General features: G+C 65.2%; 14 protein-coding genes. 5 read left to right on the top strand and 9 right to left on the bottom strand.

Annotation, left to right across the window (positions count from 1 at the left end):
- Window position 1 precedes the first annotated feature (1 nt).
- The 8 genes from CAL22_RS07430 to CAL22_RS07395 all read right to left on the bottom strand — a co-directional run bounded on the left by CAL22_RS07430 (window position 2) and on the right by CAL22_RS07395 (window position 8,081).
- Window positions 2-355: an arsenate reductase gene (locus CAL22_RS07430; protein WP_094811871.1), complete on the bottom strand. Its 354-nt coding sequence runs from the start codon at window positions 353-355 to the stop codon at window positions 2-4.
- Window positions 352-1,158, bottom strand: a complete 807-nt coding sequence (locus CAL22_RS07425) for an ABC transporter permease subunit (protein ID WP_094811869.1) — start codon at window positions 1,156-1,158, stop codon at window positions 352-354. The genes CAL22_RS07430 and CAL22_RS07425 overlap by 4 nt, the downstream gene beginning before the upstream one ends.
- Window positions 1,155-2,063 (bottom strand): ABC transporter permease subunit, encoded by a 909-nt coding sequence (locus CAL22_RS07420; protein WP_094811867.1) that lies wholly within the window; start codon window positions 2,061-2,063, stop codon window positions 1,155-1,157. The genes CAL22_RS07425 and CAL22_RS07420 overlap by 4 nt, the downstream gene beginning before the upstream one ends.
- On the bottom strand, window positions 2,060-3,187 hold the full coding sequence (locus CAL22_RS07415) for an ABC transporter ATP-binding protein (protein ID WP_094811865.1): 1,128 nt from the start codon (window positions 3,185-3,187) through the stop codon (window positions 2,060-2,062). The genes CAL22_RS07420 and CAL22_RS07415 overlap by 4 nt, the downstream gene beginning before the upstream one ends.
- A gap of 6 nt (window positions 3,188-3,193) precedes the next feature.
- Window positions 3,194-4,297, bottom strand: a complete 1,104-nt coding sequence (locus tag CAL22_RS07410) for a polyamine ABC transporter substrate-binding protein (RefSeq protein WP_094811862.1) — start codon at window positions 4,295-4,297, stop codon at window positions 3,194-3,196.
- A 139-nt stretch (window positions 4,298-4,436) separates the two neighbouring features.
- Window positions 4,437-5,138 (bottom strand): 3-deoxy-D-manno-octulosonic acid kinase, encoded by a 702-nt coding sequence (locus CAL22_RS07405; protein WP_094811860.1) that lies wholly within the window; start codon window positions 5,136-5,138, stop codon window positions 4,437-4,439.
- The gene (locus CAL22_RS07400) at window positions 5,128-5,553 is read right to left on the bottom strand and encodes a group II truncated hemoglobin (RefSeq protein ID WP_094813501.1); all 426 of its coding nucleotides are present in this window, start codon (window positions 5,551-5,553) and stop codon (window positions 5,128-5,130) included. Before CAL22_RS07400 ends, CAL22_RS07405 begins: the two co-directional genes overlap by 11 nt.
- Window positions 5,553-8,081 (bottom strand): ABC transporter permease, encoded by a 2,529-nt coding sequence (locus tag CAL22_RS07395; protein ID WP_094811859.1) that lies wholly within the window; start codon window positions 8,079-8,081, stop codon window positions 5,553-5,555. Before CAL22_RS07395 ends, CAL22_RS07400 begins: the two co-directional genes overlap by 1 nt.
- Window positions 8,082-8,191: 110 nt before the next feature.
- Between CAL22_RS07395 and CAL22_RS07390 the strand changes: the two genes are divergently transcribed.
- Genes CAL22_RS07390 through CAL22_RS07380 form a run of 3 tightly spaced genes read left to right on the top strand, consistent with a single transcriptional unit; the run spans window position 8,192 to window position 11,043 of the window.
- Window positions 8,192-9,166 carry a TRAP transporter substrate-binding protein gene (locus CAL22_RS07390; RefSeq protein WP_094811857.1) on the top strand — a complete coding sequence of 325 codons (975 nt, stop codon included), beginning with the start codon at window positions 8,192-8,194 and terminating at the stop codon, window positions 9,164-9,166.
- 58 nt (window positions 9,167-9,224) lie between these two features.
- Window positions 9,225-9,725: a TRAP transporter small permease gene (locus tag CAL22_RS07385; RefSeq protein WP_094811855.1), complete on the top strand. Its 501-nt coding sequence runs from the start codon at window positions 9,225-9,227 to the stop codon at window positions 9,723-9,725.
- A gap of 40 nt (window positions 9,726-9,765) precedes the next feature.
- On the top strand, window positions 9,766-11,043 hold the full coding sequence (locus tag CAL22_RS07380) for a TRAP transporter large permease (protein ID WP_094811853.1): 1,278 nt from the start codon (window positions 9,766-9,768) through the stop codon (window positions 11,041-11,043).
- A gap of 37 nt (window positions 11,044-11,080) precedes the next feature.
- Here CAL22_RS07380 and CAL22_RS07375 read toward each other — a convergent pair whose 3' ends face one another.
- Window positions 11,081-11,710, bottom strand: a complete 630-nt coding sequence (locus CAL22_RS07375; protein ID WP_094811851.1) for a GntR family transcriptional regulator — start codon at window positions 11,708-11,710, stop codon at window positions 11,081-11,083.
- 206 nt (window positions 11,711-11,916) lie between these two features.
- Between CAL22_RS07375 and CAL22_RS07370 the strand changes: the two genes are divergently transcribed.
- Together CAL22_RS07370 and ggt are read left to right on the top strand one after the other, a co-directional pair.
- Window positions 11,917-12,891 (top strand): Bug family tripartite tricarboxylate transporter substrate binding protein, encoded by a 975-nt coding sequence (locus CAL22_RS07370; RefSeq protein ID WP_094811849.1) that lies wholly within the window; start codon window positions 11,917-11,919, stop codon window positions 12,889-12,891.
- Window positions 12,892-12,908: 17 nt separating this feature from the next.
- Window positions 12,909-14,504, top strand: a complete 1,596-nt coding sequence (ggt, locus tag CAL22_RS07365; RefSeq protein WP_094811847.1) for a gamma-glutamyltransferase — start codon at window positions 12,909-12,911, stop codon at window positions 14,502-14,504.
- Window positions 14,505-14,598: the final 94 nt, after the last annotated feature.

Raw genomic sequence — 14,598 nt, 5'->3', positions numbered from 1 at the left:
ATCAGGCAAAACGTTCGGCGTACCGCTTTTCGGAGAAGCCGACGCTGATCTCGCCGTCCGCGGTCACCGTGACGGGGCGCCGCACCAGCGCCGGGTACTGTGCGATCAGCTTAGTCCATTGCGCCGGCGTGGCCGCGGCCTTCTGCTCGTCGGTCAGCGCGCGCCAGGTCATGGAGCTGCGGTTCACGAGCTTTTCCCAGCCACCGAGCTGCTCGGCCCAGGTCTTGAGCGTGGCGGCGGGCACGGGATGGTCGCGATAATCGATGAACTCGTGCTTGACGCCATGCTCATCGAGCCAGGCGCGCGCCTTGACGCAGGTACTGCATTTGCTCAGGCCATAAAGGGTGGTGGTCATGTCGGTATCTCCCGGCGGGCTTGCATACGGTTGGCAATGATCACGCAGGTGCCCACGGCGAGGATGAAGAGCGTGGCCAGCGCGTTGACCTCGGGCTTGAGGCCCAGGCGCACGCGCGAAAACACTTCCATCGGCAGCGTGGAGTAGCCCGGCCCGGACAGAAAGGAAGCGATCACGACATCGTCCAGCGACAGCGTGAAGGACAGCAACCAGGCCGAGGCCAGCGCCGGCGCGATCAGGGGCAGCGTGATCGAGAAGAACACCCGGATGGGCGTGGCGCCCAGGTCGAGCGCAGCTTCTTCGAGCGAGCGATCCATGTCGCGGATGCGCGACTGGATGACCACGGCCACGAAAGCCATGCACAGCGTCACATGCCCCACCCAGATGGTGAACATGCCGTTCTGCTCGGGCCACCCCAGCGTGCCGCGCATTTCCACGAACATGAGCAACAACGAAATCCCCAGCACGACCTCCGGGATGACCAGCGGCGCGCTGAGCATGCCCACATACAAGCCGAAGCCCTTGAACCGCCCCATGCGCGCCAGGACATAGCCCGCCCAGGTGCCGATGATGGTGGCCGCGGTGGCCGTCAGCGTGGCGATCTTGAACGACAGCCAGGCAGCCCTCAGCAGCGCCTCGTCGTTGAACAAGGAGCCATACCACCGGAAGGAAAACCCCGTCCACGAGGTGACGACCGGCGAGTCATTGAAGGAAAACACCATCAAGCTCAGGATGGGGGCGTAGAGAAACAAATACCCCACCCCCAGCGCCGTATTACGCAATGCCTTGTTCGGCCCCTTCATGCCCGGCCTCCGTTGGCGGCTTCCTGCTGCTTGACCTGGTTGAACTGGAACAGGGCCAGCGGCACGAGCAGCAGCAGCACCATCACGCAGGTGACCGCCGAGGCCATGGGCCAGTCGGTGTTGTTGAAGAACTCATTCCACATGACGCGTCCCATCATGAGCGTGTCGGCGCCGCCAAGCATCTCGGGAATGACGTACTCGCCCACCGCCGGAATGAAGACCAGCATGGCGCCAGCGATGACGCCGGGACGCGACAGCGGCACCGTGATACGCCAGAACGCCTGCCAGGGCCGGGCCCCCAGATCGTAGGCGGCCTCCAGCAGGCGCAGATCCATTTTGACCAGGTTGGCGTAGAGCGGCAGGATGAAAAAGGGCAGATAGGCGTAGACCATGCCGATGTAGACCGCCAGATCGGTACGGTAGATTTCCAGGGGCGCGGAGATCACCCCCAGCCCCATCAGCACTTTGTTGAGCAGCCCGTCATTGCGCAATATCCCCACCCAGGCATAGACGCGCAACAGCAGCGACGTCCAGAAGGGCAGAATCACGCCCAACAACAGCAGATTGCGGTAACGCGGCGAAGTGCGCGCGATGTAATACGCCATGGGATAACCGATCAGGATGCAGCAAAGCGTCGTGATGGCGGCCATCTTGACCGAATTGAGGTAGGTGGCGAAGTACAGGCTGTCGGTGAACAGCAGGATGTAGCCACGCAGATGCAGGCTGAACTGAACCGCCTCGTCCTTGAATTCGGCAAACGGCGTATAGGGCGGGATGCCGAACTGCAGCTCGGCCACGCTGATCTTCAGAACCAGCAGGAACGGGATCAGCAGAAAAGCCACCAGCCACACGAAAGGCGGCACGATGGCCAGTCTGCGTCCGGAAGGCAGACGCAGCCGCATCATGATGAAAGCACCGTGGCGCTGTCGGCGTCCCAACTGACGAAGATCTCCTCGTCAATGCCCGGCGCGTCCATGTTGGACAAAAGCAGGCTGGCCACGCTGGCCTCGACGATCTTGCCCGAATCCAGGCGGATCTGATAGAGGCCGTAGCTGCCCATCCAGGCCATATGGCTCACCATGCCGTGCGCCCAGTTGTAGTCGCCGGCGGGCTGCTCGCGCGAGACCACCAGACGCTCGGGCCGGATGGACACATGCACCTGCATGCCCAGCGGTTCGCTCACCCCGTGATTGACGAACAGCGGGCGCGTGAGCTCCTCGCTCTCGATGGCGACGTGGTCGGGTTCGTCGACGACGATCGTGCCGGTAAAGAGATTGGTCGAGCCGATGAAACCCGCCACGAACTGCGACGTCGGGAAGTTGTAGACGTCTTGCGGTGTACCGCATTGCACGATCTGGCCTTCGGTCATGACGGCCAGGCGGTGCGCCATGGTCATCGCCTCTTCCTGGTCGTGCGTGACCATGATGCAGGTCACGCCGACCTGCTCGAGGATCTTGACCAATTCGATCTGCGTCTTCTGGCGGATCTGCTTGTCCAGGGCGGACATGGGCTCGTCCAGCAGCAACAGCTTGGGACGCTTGACCAGGCTGCGCGCCAGGGCGACACGCTGCTGCTGCCCGCCCGACAACTGATGCGGCTTGCGGCGCGAATAACCCGCCATCTGCACCAGGTTGAGGGCCTCGAAGACGCGGTCGTGGATTTCGGCGCGGTCCACCCCTTCCTGTTTGAGGCCGAAGGCGACATTGGCCTCGACCGTCATGTGCGGAAAGAGCGCGTACGACTGGAACATCATGTTCACGGGCCGCCGGTACGGCGGCACGCTCGTGATGTCCTCGCCGTCGAGCAGGATCTGGCCCGAGGTGGCATCCTCGAAGCCGGCCAGCATGCGCAGCAACGTCGATTTACCGCTGCCGGAGCTGCCCAGCAAGGCGAAAATCTCGTTGCGGCGCACGGCCAGATTGACCGATCGCACCGCCACGGTGTCGCCGAAAATCTTGACCACATCGACGATCTTGACGAATTCGTCCGGATCGCCCGAATGCTGTGCCGTGTAACGGCTATCGCTCATGATGGCTTATCTTCCCGACTTCAGTTCGGCCCACATACGCGTCTGCAGGCGCTGGATGGGCAGGGGCTGGGCCTTGATCACATACAGCGACTTGGACACTTCCGGCGAGGGATAGATCATCGGGTTGTCGGCCACTTCCTTGACCACATACTTGCGCGCCTCTTTATTGGCGTTGGGGTAGAACATGGTGTTGGTGATGGCCGCGTGCACCTGCGGCGTCTCGATGTAATTGATAAAGGCATGCGCCTCATCGGGATGCGGCGCGTCCTTGGGGATGACCATCAGGTCGAACCAGGCCGGCGCGCCGCCCTTGGGAATGAAGTAATTGATTTCGTAGGGCTTCTTGGCCTGCTGCGCGCGGTTGCGCGCAATCATCACGTCGCCCGAAAAACCATAGACCATGCACAGATCGCCCACGGCAAGCTCATCGATGTAGCCCGAGGAACTAAACTGGCGGATATAGGGGCGGATCTTCTTGAGCACCTCGAGCGCGGCCTTGTAATCCTCAGGCTTGTCGCTGTTGGGATCCTTGCCCAGGTACTTCAGCACCGCCGGGAAGACCTGCGCCGCCTCGTCGAGCATGGAGATGCCGCACTCTTTCAGCTTGGCGGCGTTTTCCGGCTTGAACAACATGTCCCAGCTGGCCAGATCGGCGTCGTCGCCCAGGATCTGCTTGACCTTGGTGACGTTGTAGCCCAGGCCATTGGTGCCGTAGCCCCAGGGCACGGCATACTCATTGCCCGGATCGACCTGCGCCACCAGGGCCATGACATCGGGATCGAGGTGCTTCAGGTTGGGAATCTTGGACTTGTCGAGCTTCTGGAACAGGCCGCCCTCGATCTGCCGCGACGCGTAGTGCGTCGAGGGCACGACGACGTCATAGCCGGACTTGCCTGTCAGCAACTTGGCCTGCAGGGTGTCGTTGTTGTCGTAGACGTCGTAACGCACCTTGATGCCGGATTCGCGCTCGAAGCCCGGAATGGTGTCGGGGGCGGTGTACTCCGCCCAGTTATAGACATTGACGACCTTGTTCTGCGCCAGCGCGGGCATCGCTGCCGCTGCCGCCAGCGCCAGACCCACTGCCGCACGCACTCCCGCCGAGGTTTTCATCGCAAGCCCCTTGCCGATTTCGGCAATTGCCAAAAGGCAAAATAATAAAGCCTTTTAAGGGGGGCTTGGTGAGCGGCTGGCCACCGGATCGACGAATTTGCACGAAATTGCCGCCATGCCGCCCGGCGCGGCGCCGGCCTCAGGCGCTGGCCGCCTGATAGGCCTGCTGAATCGACGCCCAGGCCTGATACCCCGCCGCGCCGCAGACCTTGACCAGGGACCGCTGCAGCCGCCGCAGATTGGCCTGCCGCTCGGCCGCCGAGATGCCGCCGTCGCGGCCACGGTCAAAGTCGATCAGCCAGGCGCGTTGCGCGGGATCGAGCAGGATGTTGAAGGCATTGAGATCGGCGTGCCAGACCCCCGCGGCGTGCATGGCGGCAATCGCCTTGCCCGCTGCGCGGCAGGCCGGCGAAGACAGGTCGGCGGCCAAGGGGCGCACATCCGGCAAACGCTCGACCAGGATGGCGGCGCGGTAAGTCAGCCCGGCACGCCAATACGCCGCGGCCAGCGGCGCGGGCACGGGCAGCCCCGCTGCCTTCATGCGAGCCAGCAGGCGGAATTCGCGAAAGCACCGGGTCTGGTCCTCGCCGGTCCAGATGTAGGTCTGCCGAGACAGCCGTGCGATCAGGCCGCCGCGCCGATAGCCGCGCAACACACCCTGCCAGTGCGGCCCCTGGACGAACCAGGCCGCCTGCCGCCCCCCCGCCTGCACGGCCTGGGCCGCCGCGCCATAGCTGGCCGGATCGAGCAGCGCCGCCTCGGGGGGAATCCGCGCCGCCTCGTACAGCATGGCACCGCCACGGAAAGCCTTGCGGGGATAGGCAGTGAGGTCAGCCGGCACGGTTGCGCATCCAATCCGCCACGCCAAAAAAGGAATGCAGCAGCCGTTCGACCAAGGGCGCCGCAATGCCCTGATCCTGCATGGCGCGCCCCATGCAGGCCACCCACTGGTCGCGCTCGGCCTCGCCGATGGAAAACGGCAGGTGGCGCGCGCGCAGGCGCGGATGGCCGAAGCGCTCGATGTAGTAGTCGGGGCCGCCGAAGTAGCCACAGAGAAACCAGAACAGCTTGTCGCGGGCCTCATCCAGGCTGGGGCCGTGCGTGGCGCGCAGCGCCGCGAAGTCGGGCTCCAGATCCATCAGATCGTAAAAGCGGTCGACCAGGCCGCGGATGGCGGGCTCGCCGCCGAGCAGTTCGAAAATGGTCTTGCTCGTATCGAGCGGCTCGAACACCGCTTCCACACGTGTGGTCGTCATCATGCGTCTCGCAAAGTCACCAGGGGAGGCGTGCGCAACACGCCGCGCAAAGCCAGCGCGCCGCCGCTCCAGGCGCCGGCCATGCCGGCAATCGCTCCGGCCACCCAGGGCCACAGGCTCAGGGAGAGGGAGAATTCAAACACCTGAGTCGACAGCACCCAGGCTACGGCGGTGGCGCCCGCCGCGGCCAGCAGCCCGGCCAGGGCGCCGACCGCCAACAATTCCAAGCGTTGGGCGCGCGCCAACTGCGCACGGGTGGCGCCCAGCGCCCGCAGCACGGCCGCTTCGCGCACCCGCTCATCGCGCGTGGCCGACAGCGCGGTGGCCAGCACCAGCAGGCCTGCCCCCAGCGTAAACATGAACAGCAATTGCACCGCCTTGACCACCTCGGTCAGCACGGACTGCAACTGGGAAAGAATGGCGCCGACATCGAACACCGTCAGGTTGGGAAACTCGCGCACCATGTCCCGCAGCACATCGGCTTTCTCGGGCGGCAGATAGAAAGAGGTGATCCAGCTCTGCGGCATGTCCGCCAGTGCGGGCGGAGACAAAATGGCGAAGAAATTCACGCGCATGGTATCCCAATCGACCCGGCGCGTGCCGGCGACCGTCACCTTCACGGTTTGCCCGGCGATGTCGAAGTCCAGCGTGTCGCCGACGGCCAGGCCCAACGATTTGGCCAATCCCGACTCCAGCGAGACCTCATTGCCGGCGGGATGGATCCAACGCCCTGCTTCCATGCGATTGCCCTCTGGAGCCGCCTCGGCATAGGAAAGGTTGAACTCGCGATCCACCAGCCGTTTGGCGCGCGGTTCATCATAATCGTCCGGGCCGACCGCCTTGTCATTGACGGCGATCAAACGGCCTCGCACCATGGGCCACAGGCGCACCTGGCTCAGCCCATGCGCACTCAGGCGCGCGAGCACCGCCTCGCGCTGGTCGGGCTGGATATTGATCAGAAAGCGGTTCGGGGCATCGGCGGGCACGGTGCGGCGCCAGCCATCGACCAGATCGGCGCGCGTCATGGCCAACAAGAGCAAGGCCATCAAGCCGATGGCCAGGGCGCAGGTTTGCGTGATCGTGGCCATGCGCCGGCGCACCACCCCGGCCAGCGCGAAACGCAGCGCCGGCATACCCGTGAGCCGGTGGCGCAAGCGCGCCAGCACCTGAACGCACAGCGCCGCGACGGCCGCGAAGACCGCGAAAGCGGCCAGAAAGCCGCCGGCCACCACCGCCCCCAGACGCAGATCGCCCGCCACCCACCAGATCAGCAAGGCCAGCCCCGCCGCCCCGATGGCATAGCCCAACGCGCTGCGCGCGGGCAGCCGCCCGTCCTCGCGCCGCAACACCCGCGCCGGCGGCACATGGCGCAGGCGCGCCAAGGCGGGCAAGGCAAAACCCAGCAGCATGAGCAGGCCCGTGAGCAGCCCCTGCACGGCGGGCAAGACGGTGGCGGCCGGCAGCCGGGTATCGATCAGCCCGGCCAGCGCGCTGACCAGCAATCCGTGGACGCCATAGCCGACCAGGCATCCCAGCGCCGAGGCCAGCACGCCCAGCACCGCGAACTCCACCCACAGCAGGCGCGTCAACAAGGCCTGGCTGGCGCCCAGACAGCGCATGACCGCCACGCCATCGCGGTGCCGGGCCATGAAACGCCCGGCGGCCAAGGCCACGGCAACGGCGGAAATCAGCACGGCCAGCAAAGCGACCAGCGACAGAAAGCGCTGCGCGCGATCCAGGGTGCGCCGCATCTCGGGACGCCCCGACTCCAGTGTGGCGATGCGCTGGCCGCGCGCCAAATGCTGGCCCAGCCAGTTCTGAAATTGCGCCACCGGCTGCGCCGCCCCCGCTGCCAGCAAGGCATAGCCGATACGGCTGCCCGTGGTGACCAGCCCGGTGGCGGCCAGATCGGCCCGGCCGAGCATCACGCGCGGCGCCACATTGACAAATTGCATGCCCCGATCGGGCTCATAGGTCAGCACGCGCGCCACCGTGAACGAGGCATCGCCCAGCTTGAGCGTGCCGCCGACCGGCACGTCCAGCAAGGCCAGAAGCTGCGCATCCGCCCAGACCGTGCCGGGGGCAGGAATGCCGCTGGCGGGTGCATCCGCCTCAAACGGCGCGGGCGCCACGCGCAGGCTGCCGCGCAGCGGATAACCGGGATCCACGGCTTTGACCGACACCAGTTGAGCCCCCTCGCCCGCCGTGGCCATGGACGGAAACTGCAGCGTCTGCGCCACGCGCAGACCCAGCTGCTCGGCCTGCTCGATGACAGGCGCCGCAAAGGGCTCGTCGCCCTCGAGCACGATATCGGCGCCCAGCATCTGAGCGGCATCGCGCTCGAGCGCCCGCGAGACCCGATCGGCGAGAAAACCGACGCTGGTCACCGCCGCCACGGCAACCACCAAGGCCAGCGCCAGCAGGCGCAACTCCCCGGCGCGCGCGTCGCGCCGCAGCATCGCCACGCCCAGCAGAATCGCGCTGATCCAGCCCGCAGACGAGGTTTTTTTATCAGGGAAATCCATCATTGTTCCAGGGTGGTACGGGGCCGGATTAGCGGAAAAATGCCGCTATCATGCACAGGGATGGCCCAAGAGGTCATTCATCGAAAGAACAAAAAACACATCGGAGACTGTCCATGCATAAGTCCTGGCTCGCGGCCGGCCTGTTGTCGGCCTGCGCCTTTGCCACCGCCTTTCCCGCCGCCGCACAGAACACCCTGAAGATGGCCTACGCCCTGTCGACGAATTCGCACTATGGTGCGGGCGCCGACGCGATGGCGAAATCTCTCGAGGCGGCTTCGCAAGGCAAGTACAAGGTCCAGCAGTTCGCCAACAGCGCCTTGGGCGGTGAGCGCGAAGTCATCGAAGGCCTGCAGATCGGCACGGTGGATCTGGCCATCGTATCGACCGGCGCCACGTTGAACTTCGTGCCCGAGACCGGCGTGTTCGACATCCCCTTCCTGTTGCGTGACCTGCCCCATGCCCGGGCCGTCATGGACAGCAAGATAGGCCAGGATATGCTGGCGAAGTTCCCTGACCGCGGCATCATTGCCCTGGCCTGGGGCGAACAGGGGTTTCGCCACCTCACCAATAATATCCGCCCCGTGAAAACGCCGGCCGATGCCAAGGGCCTGAAGATCCGCACCACCGAAAACCCGATACACATCACGGCCTTCCGCCAGATCGGCATTCTGCCCACGCCCATGGCCTGGCCCGAAGTCGCCACCGCCTTGCAACAAGGCACCATCGACGGCCAGGAAAACCCGCTGTCGGTCATCACCTCGGCCAAACTGTCGCAAACGCAAAAATACCTGTCGCTCACCGGCCATGTCTACGGCCCGGCCTTGATACTGATGTCGGCCAATGTCTATAACGGCCTGTCGGCCGAGGACAAGGCCAAGTTCAACGAGGCGGGCAAGCAGGCCGCGCAGGCCATGCGCGCCTACGTCGACAACATCGAGAAAACCGGCGTGGAGCAGCTCAAGAAAGAAGGCATGCAGGCCAATGAGGTCGACCGCGCCGCCTTTGCCGCCGCCGTCGAGCCGGCCTATCCCGAGTACTACAAGAAGTTCGACAAAAAGCTGATCGAAGCGATCCGCGACACCAAGTAAGCCTGTCCGCCCGGCCGCCCACCAAGCCGGCCGGGCACATCCTGCCCGGAATCCCATCATGCATCTGCTTTGCACGGCCGAGCGCGGCCTGTTCAAGCTGGTTTCGGTCGTCGCCCAGCTCTTGCTGCTGGCCTCGGCGGCCTGCGCGTTCTATCAAGTGGTCGCGCGTTTCATCCTGCACTCTCCCTCCGACTGGAGCGAGGTCGCCACCCGCGCCCTGCTCATCTGGACGGTGTTGCTCGGCGTGGCGCTGGCCTTTCGCCATGGCGCCATGATCAGTGTCGAACTGCTGCGCAACGCGCTCAGCGGCCGCGCCCGGCGCGGCCTGGAGCACGCCATCGGCTTGATCTGCACGGTCTTCATGGTGGTGCTGGCCTGGATCGGGGGCCAGATGACCTGGCGCGTGCGCTTTCAGACCATGCCCAGCCTGGACATCTCCATTTCCTGGATCTACCTGGCCATTCCCGTGGGGGCGACGCTGGCCGCGCTGGCCATTCTCGCGCGCTGGGCGCGCAACGAAGAAGACGACATCCCTGTGCGCAACGACGCACAAGGCTGATCCGCAACTTCCCTTCATCGCATCGTTCAGGCGGTAAACCATGTCGCAGTTGATGATAGTTTCGATGCTGATTTTCTTCGGCCTGTCGATTCCCGTGGCCGTGGCCATCGGGCTGGCAGCGCTGACGGGCATCTCGGTGGGCGGCCTGCCCTGGTTGGTCTTCGCGCAGCAGATCTTCGCCGCGCTCGACAAATACCCGCTGGTGGCCATTCCCTTTTTCATTCTGGCCGGCAATCTGATGGAGGCCGGCGGCATCTCCGAGCGAATGGTCGAATTCGCCAAGAGCATCGTGGGCGGCGTGCAAGGCGGGCTGGCTTGCACTTGCGTGCTGACCTGCATGATCTTTGCCGCCGTGGCGGGCTCCAGCGTCGCCACGACTTTCGCGGTCGGCGCCATCCTGATCCCGGCCATGGTGCGCCACGGCTATCCCAAGCCTTTCGCCGCGTCGCTGCAGGCCAGCGCGGCCGAGCTGGGCGTCATCATCCCGCCGTCCATTCCGATGATTCTGTTTGCCGTGTCCACCGACACCTCGACCGGCGAACTCTTCATCGCCGGCGTGATGCCCGGCGTGCTGATCGGCGTGGCCCTGATGTTCTACGTCTGGTTCTACGCCAAACGCAACGGTCTGGGCAAACGCGACGGCGAAGGCCGGCTGCCTTTGTGGCCGTCGTTCAAGCGCGCCTGGCTGGCGCTGCTGATGCCGGTCATCATCCTGGGCGGCATCTATGGCGGCGTCTTCACCCCGACCGAAGCCTCGGTTGTCGCCGTGGTCTATGCCATCGTGGTGGGGAAATTCGTCTACCGCCGCCTGAGCTTCACCGATATCTCGGTCACGCTGCACAAATCGGTGATCTCCACGGCCGTGATCATGTTCCTGATCGCCAACGCCGGCGTCTTCAGCTTCCTGCTGAACCGGGCCGGCATCCCGGACATCCTGGGCGCGTGGCTGTCGCAGCTCTTTGACACGCAATTCGGCTTCCTGATGGGCGTGAACGCGGCGCTGTTCGTCATCGGCATGTTCGTGGAAACCTCCGCCTCCATCGTCGTGCTCGCGCCGCTGCTGCTGCCCGTGGCGGTCAAGTTCGGGGTCGAGCCGGTGCACTTCGGCGTCATCATGGTGGTGAACCTGGCACTGGGCATGGTCACGCCGCCGTTTGGCGTGAACCTTTTCGCCGCTTGCGCCGTGGCCAAGCTGTCGGTCGAGCAACTGATCAAGCCGCTGCTGCCGTTTGTCCTCGTGGTCCTGGCCTGCCTGATGGTCATTACCTACTGGCCCGGCCTGTCGCTGGGCCTGCGGGACCTGGTTTACGCCAAATGAGACGGGGATCGCGCGCCCAGCCGGCGCGCGGCCCGAACTAAGCCAGCGGGTCGAGCAGCACCGGCACGGTATTGAGCACGTGCTGGCGCATGGCGGCCTCGCATTGCGCGGGGTCGCCGGTCTTGAGCGCGTCGATCAGTTCCTGATGCGAGGCGCGCGCGCGCAGCCCGCGGCCGGGCTGGGCCGACCACAAACGCATATAGGGCTCGACCACCGAATGCAGCTCGGCGATCTGTCCCAACAGCCGGGGCTGCTTACAGAAACCGCAGAGATACTCGTGAAACTCACGATGCGTGGTGGTCCAGTCCAGGTAGTCCTGCTCCATCAAATCCAGCATCCCCGTGAGGCGGCGGATGTGCTCCGGCGCCATATGGGATACCGCATTGCGCATGGCCAGCCCCTCGAGCACCGAGCGCATCTCGAACACCTCCAGCATCTCCTGACGATTCAGGCCGCGCACGACCGCGCCGCGGTTGGCGCGAATGTCGACCAGCCCTTCGGAGGCCAGCCGGCGCAGGGCGCCGCGCACGGGCATCCGGCTGGTGCCGATCTGACCGGCGATCGTTTCGGGCACCAGGCGCGCGCCGGGGGCGAACTGCCCCTGACGGATTTGCTGCTGGATGAACTGGTAGGCCTCTTCTTCGGCCGTCAAGGCGGTCTTGTGCAAGGCGTCGTATCGGTGAGGGAGAAAGGCGCAATGATATAGCGGACGGGCCCGGATGCATCCAAGGCAAAGACTAACATAAATTGGATCCAATGATCCATAGATACAATACCTAGTACCCCGCCCTTGCCCCAACCGGTCTAATGCCTCCCGGCGGCCAGACCGGCCGCTTCACGCATCACATGTAAACGAATACCAAGGGGATCCGCATGAAACCGCATTTTCTGAGCGCCTTGCTGGCCGCCTGCACACTGGCTTTCTCCAGCCAGGCGCCGGCGCAGGACAAGGATTGGCCGCAACGTCCCGTCAGGATCGTCGTGCCCTTCCAGGCCGGCTCGGCCACCGACCTCATTTCGCGACAATTGGGCGCGGCACTGTCCGTGGAGCTGGGCCAGCCTTTCGTGATCGAGGCACGCCCGGGTGCGGCCGCCGCCATCGGCAGCGCCGCCGTGGCCCGCTCCGAAGCGGATGGCTATACCCTGCTGATGGGCGGACCGGCCGCGCTGGTGACCAACCGCTTCCTGCAAAAACGTCTGGCTTACGATCCGGACAAGTTCGCGCTGGTGTCGATGGTGGCGGTCACGCCCAACATCCTCCTGACCAACCCCTCGCAGCCCTTCAAGACCCTGCCCGAGATGGTGGCCTACGCCAAGGCCCATCCCGGCAAGCTGACGTATGCGTCGTTCGGCACCGGCACCACCTCGCACATGGCCGGCGAAATGCTCAAGTCGGTGGCCGGCATCGATATCCTGCACATCCCCTACAAGGGCGCCGGCGAAGCGATCCCGGCGCTGCTCAGCGGCCAGGTCTCCATGTACTTTGACACCATCATGACCGGCCTGCCCCAGGTCAAGAGCGGCAATCTCATCGCGCTGGGCATGTCCAACGCACGCCGTTCCGCCTTGGCGCCGCAGATCCCGACCATCGCCGAGCAAGGTTTCGAGGGCTATGACATCGCGCCCTGGTATGGTCTGGCCGCGCCGGAAGGCACGCCGGTCGCCGTGCTCGACAAGCTCAACCGCGCCGTCAATAAAGTCCTGGCCGACCCGGCCCTGCGCGACAAGCTCGCCGAAGCCGGCGCCGAACCCCAGGGCGGCTCGCGCGAATCGTTTGCCGCGTTTGTGAGAGCCGAGATTCCGCGCACGCAGAAACTCATCGAACAAGCCGGCGTCACCGCTCAGTAACTTTTCAGCCTCGCATCATGTCTATGCCTTTTGATTGGACCTTCCCCTACGCCTCCCGAAAAATGCCGGTGCTGGCGTCCAATGCCGTCGCGACGAGCCAGCCTCTGGCCGCGCAGGCGGGGCTACGCATGATGCTGGCTGGCGGCAATGCCGTAGACAGCGCCATCGCCACGGCCATTGCCCTGACCGTCGTCGAACCGGTGATGAACGGTATCGGTGGCGATATGTTTACGCTCGTCTGGCATGAGGGCCGGCTCTACGGCCTGAATTCCAGCGGACGCTCGCCGGCGGCCTGGACGCCGGAGTACTTCGCGGGCCGCGACACCATGCCGCCGACCGGTTGGGGCACGGTCACCGTGCCCGGCCAGGTCGCTGGCTGGAAAGCCCTGAGCGAGCGCTTCGGCAAACTGCCTTTCGCGCAACTGTTCGAACCGGCCATCGAGTACGCCGAGCGCGGCTTTGCCGTCTCGCCCACCATCGCTCGCCAGTGGGCCACCCAGGCGCCCAAGCTGGCGCACGAGCCCGGCTTCGCGCAAGCCTTCCTGCCCGAAGGACGCGCGCCCGAAGCCGGTCAGTGGTGGCGCTTCCCCGATCAGGGCAAAACGCTGCGCGAGATCGCCGAGACCGGTGGCGAAAGCTTCTATCGGGGAGCCCTGGCCGAAAAAATCGCCGCGTTCGCCCGTGAAACCGGCGGTGCGCTGACCGCCGACGATCTGGCCGCGCACCGGCCCGAATGGGTCGAACCGATCTCGCAAGGGTTCCGCGGCTACCGGCTGCACGAGATTCCGCCCAACGGCCAGGGCATTTCGGCCCTCATCGCGCTGGGCCTGCTCGAGCACTTCGACCTCGAAGCCATGGGCCGTGACAGCGCCGACTACTACCACGTCAGCATCGAAGCCATGAAACTGGCTTTCGCCGACTTGCACCATCATGTGGCCGACCCGGCGCACATGCGCGTGGATGCCGCGGCGCTGCTCGACCCGGCCTATCTGGCCGAGCGCGCCCGCCTCATCCGCATGGATCAGGCCGCCGTACCGCTGGCGGGCGCGCCCAAGACCGGCGGCACCGTCTACCTGACCGCGGCCGATGCCCAGGGCACCATGGTGTCCTTCATCCAATCGAACTATCACGGCTTCGGCTCCGGTGTCGTCGTGCCGGGCACCGGGATCGGCCTGCACAACCGGGGCCTGAACTTTGTCCTGACGCCGGGTCACGCCAACCAGGTCGGCCCGCGCAAGCAACCCATGCACACCATCATTCCGGCCTTCGTCACCAAGGACGATCAAGCGGTCATGTCGTTTGGTGTCATGGGAGGCTCCATGCAGGCCCAAGGCCATCTGCAGATGATGACGCGCCTGGCCGCATTCGGGCAGAACCCGCAGGCCATGAGCGATGCGCCGCGTTTCCGCGTCGAGAATGGCCCCGTGGTCAACGTCGAATCGCATCTGCCCGCCGATGTGGTGCAGGCCTTGCGCGCGCGCGGCCACAACGTGCAGGTCGCGCCGGCTGACAGTCTGGAGTTCGGCTCCGCGCAATTGATCCACCGCCTGCCCGGCGGCGGCTATGTCGCCGCCTCGGATTCCCGCCGCGACGGCCAAGCCGTGGGCTTCTAGTTCCGCAACACAAGAACCTCGCCGGGTTCCCATGTGTGATGGCCGCGCAGACATTCTGCGCGGCCATTTTTTTGCCTCAAGGCGCACGCTGGCG

The organism is Bordetella genomosp. 12, assembly GCF_002261355.1.
Classification (GTDB): domain Bacteria; phylum Pseudomonadota; class Gammaproteobacteria; order Burkholderiales; family Burkholderiaceae_B; genus Bordetella.
The sequence above is the reverse complement of the archived record's forward strand: the minus strand, read 5'-3'. Positions and strand labels throughout refer to the sequence as shown.

What these genes read in the sequence shown, in the direction of transcription:
- CAL22_RS07430 (WP_094811871.1), bottom strand. Translation starts at nt 355, where the DNA reads ATGACCACCACCCTTTATGGCCTGAGCAAATGCAGTACCTGCGTCAAG.
- CAL22_RS07425 (WP_094811869.1), bottom strand. Translation starts at nt 1,158, where the DNA reads ATGAAGGGGCCGAACAAGGCATTGCGTAATACGGCGCTGGGGGTGGGG.
- CAL22_RS07420 (WP_094811867.1), bottom strand. Translation starts at nt 2,063, where the DNA reads ATGATGCGGCTGCGTCTGCCTTCCGGACGCAGACTGGCCATCGTGCCG.
- CAL22_RS07415 (WP_094811865.1), bottom strand. Translation starts at nt 3,187, where the DNA reads ATGAGCGATAGCCGTTACACGGCACAGCATTCGGGCGATCCGGACGAA.
- CAL22_RS07410 (WP_094811862.1), bottom strand. Translation starts at nt 4,297, where the DNA reads ATGAAAACCTCGGCGGGAGTGCGTGCGGCAGTGGGTCTGGCGCTGGCG.
- CAL22_RS07400 (WP_094813501.1), bottom strand. Translation starts at nt 5,553, where the DNA reads ATGACGACCACACGTGTGGAAGCGGTGTTCGAGCCGCTCGATACGAGC.
- CAL22_RS07395 (WP_094811859.1), bottom strand. Translation starts at nt 8,081, where the DNA reads ATGATGGATTTCCCTGATAAAAAAACCTCGTCTGCGGGCTGGATCAGC.
- CAL22_RS07390 (WP_094811857.1), top strand. Translation starts at nt 8,192, where the DNA reads ATGCATAAGTCCTGGCTCGCGGCCGGCCTGTTGTCGGCCTGCGCCTTT.
- CAL22_RS07385 (WP_094811855.1), top strand. Translation starts at nt 9,225, where the DNA reads ATGCATCTGCTTTGCACGGCCGAGCGCGGCCTGTTCAAGCTGGTTTCG.
- CAL22_RS07380 (WP_094811853.1), top strand. Translation starts at nt 9,766, where the DNA reads ATGTCGCAGTTGATGATAGTTTCGATGCTGATTTTCTTCGGCCTGTCG.
- CAL22_RS07370 (WP_094811849.1), top strand. Translation starts at nt 11,917, where the DNA reads ATGAAACCGCATTTTCTGAGCGCCTTGCTGGCCGCCTGCACACTGGCT.
- ggt (WP_094811847.1), top strand. Translation starts at nt 12,909, where the DNA reads ATGTCTATGCCTTTTGATTGGACCTTCCCCTACGCCTCCCGAAAAATG.